Annotated in this window: 6 protein-coding genes; 3 read left to right on the top strand and 3 right to left on the bottom strand. The window is 62.6% G+C overall.

Features of this window, described 5'->3' with window-relative positions; genetic code table 11:
* Together V7116_RS02540 and V7116_RS02535 are read right to left on the bottom strand one after the other, a co-directional pair.
* Positions 1-475, bottom strand: a 475-nt coding sequence (locus tag V7116_RS02540; RefSeq protein WP_324390089.1) for an ArnT family glycosyltransferase, incomplete at its 3' end; no start/stop codon positions are given.
* A 20-nt stretch (positions 476-495) separates the two neighbouring features.
* On the bottom strand, positions 496-1,185 hold the full coding sequence (locus V7116_RS02535) for a glycosyltransferase family 2 protein (protein WP_324390087.1): 690 nt from the start codon (positions 1,183-1,185) through the stop codon (positions 496-498).
* A gap of 250 nt (positions 1,186-1,435) precedes the next feature.
* Here V7116_RS02535 and V7116_RS02530 point away from each other — a divergent pair, with 250 nt between their 5' ends.
* The 3 genes from V7116_RS02530 to V7116_RS02520 are packed head-to-tail and all read left to right on the top strand — an operon-like array spanning position 1,436 to position 3,218.
* Positions 1,436-1,945, top strand: a complete 510-nt coding sequence (locus tag V7116_RS02530) for a GNAT family N-acetyltransferase (protein WP_324390085.1) — start codon at positions 1,436-1,438, stop codon at positions 1,943-1,945.
* Complete coding sequence (locus V7116_RS02525) at positions 1,942-2,463, top strand: GNAT family N-acetyltransferase (RefSeq protein WP_324390083.1); 522 nt, start codon at positions 1,942-1,944, stop codon at positions 2,461-2,463. The genes V7116_RS02530 and V7116_RS02525 overlap by 4 nt, the downstream gene beginning before the upstream one ends.
* Positions 2,464-2,477: 14 nt before the next feature.
* Positions 2,478-3,218: a class I SAM-dependent methyltransferase gene (locus tag V7116_RS02520; protein WP_324390081.1), complete on the top strand. Its 741-nt coding sequence runs from the start codon at positions 2,478-2,480 to the stop codon at positions 3,216-3,218.
* 89 nt (positions 3,219-3,307) lie between these two features.
* On the opposite strand, the gene V7116_RS02515 is transcribed toward V7116_RS02520, so the two are convergent.
* Positions 3,308-4,114, bottom strand: an 807-nt coding sequence (locus V7116_RS02515) for a cysteine hydrolase family protein (protein ID WP_324390079.1), incomplete at its 5' end; no start/stop codon positions are given.

The raw sequence follows: 4,114 nt of genomic DNA, 5'->3' as shown, positions 1-4,114 counted from the left end.
CTCCGGCCCATGCCCACCGGTCACGCGCGGCCAGCGCCGCCGCCGCGACGATCCACAGCGTCGCCTGGATGTCGGTGAAGACGGTCGCAGAAAAGGCGAGATTATAGGGCGAAAGCGCCATCAGCAGCACCGCGAGGACGGTGACGGCGGTATCCCGGTATAACGCATGGGCCAGCGCCGCCAGCGCGATCAGGGTCGGGGCGCTGAACAGCACGTTGGGGAGGCGTGCCGCCGTTTCACCGTCGCCAAACAGCGTAAATGCGGCAGCAGTGGCGTAAAAGGGCAGCGGAGGTTTGTCGAGATCGGTGGTGCGCAGCAGTAGATCGCCTTCGGTGACGAGCCGCGCCTGCGCCGCGAACAGCGCTTCGTCGGGGTGAAACCGCACGTCGATCCGCAGCATTTCTGCCTGCAGCAACACTCCCATCAGAATCACGAGCGCCAGGAGAAGTCCCGGCGCTCGTCGTTGGTCGTTCACAGGGGAAACCCCGTGGTCCGCTATTCGGTAAACCGGTAGCGGATCAGCGTCCACATGGCGATCACGCCATCACGCCACGAGATTTTTTTGCCTTCGTTCCACTCGCGCCCGTTGTACGAGATCGGCACTTCGTAGATCCGGTAGCCGCGCTTGAGGATCTTGGCCGTAACTTCCGGCTCGAAGTCGAAGCGGTGCGAACGCAGCGGGATCTCGCGTACGACCTCCGCGCGGAAGACCTTATAGCACGTCTCCATGTCGCTGAGGATGGCGTTATAAAGCACATTGGTGACGAGGGTCAGTGAGCGGTTGGCGACCATGTTCCAGAAGAACATCGCCTTGCGAGGACCGCCCAGGAAGCGCGATCCGTACACCACTTTGCTGATGCCTTCTTCGATAGGCCGCAGCAGCACGGGATATTCACGGGGGTCATATTCCAGGTCGGCGTCCTGGATCAAGAACACGTCGCCTGTTGCCGCGCGAAAACCGGTTTGCACAGCCGCGCCTTTGCCCATGTTGCGGTCGTGCAGAATGATCTTCAGGTCGTCGCCGCGATCGATCCCTGCCAGAATGTCACGCGTGCCGTCGGTTGAGCCGTCGTCGACCACGACGATCTCGGATGCCAGACCTACCGCGCGCACCCGCTCGATGATGGTGGAGATGGTGCTTTTTTCGTTATAGCAGGGGATGATCACCGAAAGCTTTAGCGCCAAAGTGCTCTCCTCGCAGGATGGGATAGATTAACGGCGAAATTATAGCCAAGCCCCACGCCGCACGGCAAACAGTGTGAGGGAGGCGCAGGGCAGGCGGTGAGATGGCCCGCACGCTATTGGCGGATCACGGGGAGCACGGTAAGCTATCGTCTGCGCCGGGTTATGTAACGAGCTTCGTACGAGGGTGACGGTGAGTGTAGGACCAACCACAACAATTCGGGGCGTTCAAAATGATGATTGGGAGGCGTTTTTGCCGCTGTGGCGGAACGAAGCCGCGCTGCTGAACACCTTTGAAGTGCCCCATCTTTCCGAAGATGCCATCCGCGAGCGGTTCAATAATTCGCCCGCGAACGTCCATACGCTGATTGCGGAAGTGGGCCTGTCCAGCGGGCGGCGGCAGCCGGTGGGCGTGGCCTGGATCGAGACGTTCCACACCCGGCGGCGGCATGCGGCGCGCCTGCGCATATTGATGCTGCCCGCTCATCGCGATTCCACGCTGGAAAACGCGCTGTTGGAAGGCGTGCTGCATCACGTCGATCAGTGGACCGGCCTGAGCCGCCTGGAAACGGTTGTCTTCGTGGACGATGCGACCGGGCTGGCGTTGTTTGAGCGGCACGGCTTCGAGATCGAGGCGCACATGCGGCGCTTTGTGATGCGCGGTGGCGCTCCGGCAGACGTGTATATGCTGGCCCGCCTGCGTCCTGCGCCTCACACGGCCACCCCTGACGCATCTTCACCTGAGCAAGAGGCACAATCGTGAGCAGAGAATCCAATCGCATGGAGATTATCGTGCGCGGCGGCGAGTCTGAGGACTGGGAAGACGCCGCAGCGATCTATGAGGATCGCGCGGTGATCCCCAACCTCCTCCAGATCCCCTACATCTCGCGCGATGCGATCCGAGATCGTTTCGAGAACCCTGCGCCGGATCGTCACACGCTGGTGGCCGTCGTGCGCGAGCGTGTGGTGGGCCTTCTGGGCCTGCATTTCGGCACGGGCCGCCAATCGCACGTCGCCAGCTTCGGTCTGATGGTCCATTCCGACTACCAGGGGCGCGGCGTCGGCACGGCGCTGCTAACGGCGGCGATCGATCTGGCGGAAAACTGGCTGGGCTGCACGCGCCTTGAGCTGGACGTGTTCACCGACAACGAAGGCGCGATCCGGCTGTACGAACGGTTTGGCTTCGAGAAGGAAGGCACGATGCGCCAGTTTGCCATGCGTGACGGCGCGCTGGCCGACGTGTATCTCATGGCGCGCGTTCGCCCCAGCGCCGGATCGTGAGCCGGACGCCGCTTATGACCGTACACCATCCCTCCGATCAGGCGGCGCTGCGCGGCGAGCCGAGCTACGTCTGGCGCAGCGGGCAGGAACGCCGTCTGCAAATGATCGCGCAGTGGGCCGCGCTCAAGGACGCGCGCATTTTGGAAGCGGGCTGCGGCCTGGGCGCATACAGCAGCCAGTTCCGCCGCCGCTATTCGCCACGCGTCGAGGCGTTCGACGTGGAATTGGATCGCGTCAAGGAAGCCAGCGAAGAGACGCCGCACGCGCTGGTTGCCGCGGCGGAAGCGCTGCCCTACCGTACCGACCTGTTCGATACGATCCTTTCGAACGAAGTGATCGAGCACGTCGTAGACGACCGTGAAGCCGTGCACGAAATGGTCCGTACATTGAAGCCCGGCGGGCGGATCGTGTTGTTCTGCCCGAATCGTTGGTATCCGGTCGAGCAGCACGGGCACTACTGGAAGGGCGACTATCACTTCGGCAACACGCCGCTGATCAATTATCTGCCCGATCGCTGGCGCAATAAGCTCGCGCCGCATGTCCGTACCTATTCCGCGCGGGCGGTGCGCGGTCTGTTCGCGGGGCTGCCGGTGCGGATCGTTTACCACACACGCATCTTCGGCGGTTATGACAACATCGTCTACCGCCACCCGCGCATTGGCCGCATCCTGCGCGCCGTGCTGTACGTGGCCGAACATACGCCGCTGCGCGTGCTGGGGCTGTCTCACCTGCTGATTGTGGAGAAGCTGGGGTAGGGGCAGCGTCGAGCCGGTTATCTCGCTGCAAATGACAACGGGGCGTACTCAGTACGCCCCGTTGTGATCCTCGAATAAGATGTGATCCGTCAGTCGATCGGATCGGTCGAGCGAACGAGCTTCAAGCCGCGCTGTGCGTATTCTTCCAGGGTCCGGTTCGCCATCGTGTCGAAATCGATCTCCGGGTGGCTGACCGACGACATGCAGTCTACCAAGACGTGCCACTTGGCGACCTGCTGCGGCTGGTCGCGGTAATAGAGCAGCACGGAGCGCAGCGTTTCCAGGACACAGTGGCTCTTCGCCTGTCCCGCGACATACACGCGATCGTAGTCGTCGAGCATGTCCAGCAGCGCGACGTTGAGCTCGCCTTGCGGATTATCGGGGACGGGAACTTCCGGCTCCAGGATCGAATAGTGCTCGGTCTTGGGCAGCGATCCTTTGGTGACCAGGGTCGGTTGGCTCTGGCGGGCGGCAGTATGGTAGGCGATCGCTTCGTATAACGCGGGGGTCAGCGCGTGCCCCGGTGTGCCGAGCATGGTATGGAACGGCCAGATCATGAGCTGCTTACGCGAATCGGTTTCCAGTTCGTGCACGTAGCGCCGCGACCATGCCGGTTCGTAGAGCGGCTGCCATTGGCCTGCGTCCACGGTTTCGCAGGGGATCGGTGTGTACGGCGCAGGATGCTGCCCTCGTTCATCAACCCACCACGTAGGGAAAAAGATTTGCAGCGGGATATGGCTGTCGAGTGACGCCGCGATGGCGGAGACGCGCCCGGTGTTGCGCAGCAGCCATTCGATCGTGCGGCGTGCGTCGCCTACCGCGCCGGGCACGCTCAGAGCACCGTCTTCGTGCACGAAATCCACCTGCATATCGACCAACAGCAGCGCGATCTGCAC

Source organism: Aggregatilinea sp. (genome assembly GCF_036822615.1).
In the GTDB taxonomy this organism is placed as follows: domain Bacteria; phylum Chloroflexota; class Anaerolineae; order Aggregatilineales; family Aggregatilineaceae; genus Aggregatilinea.
This window is presented reverse-complemented; position numbering and strand designations above follow the sequence as displayed.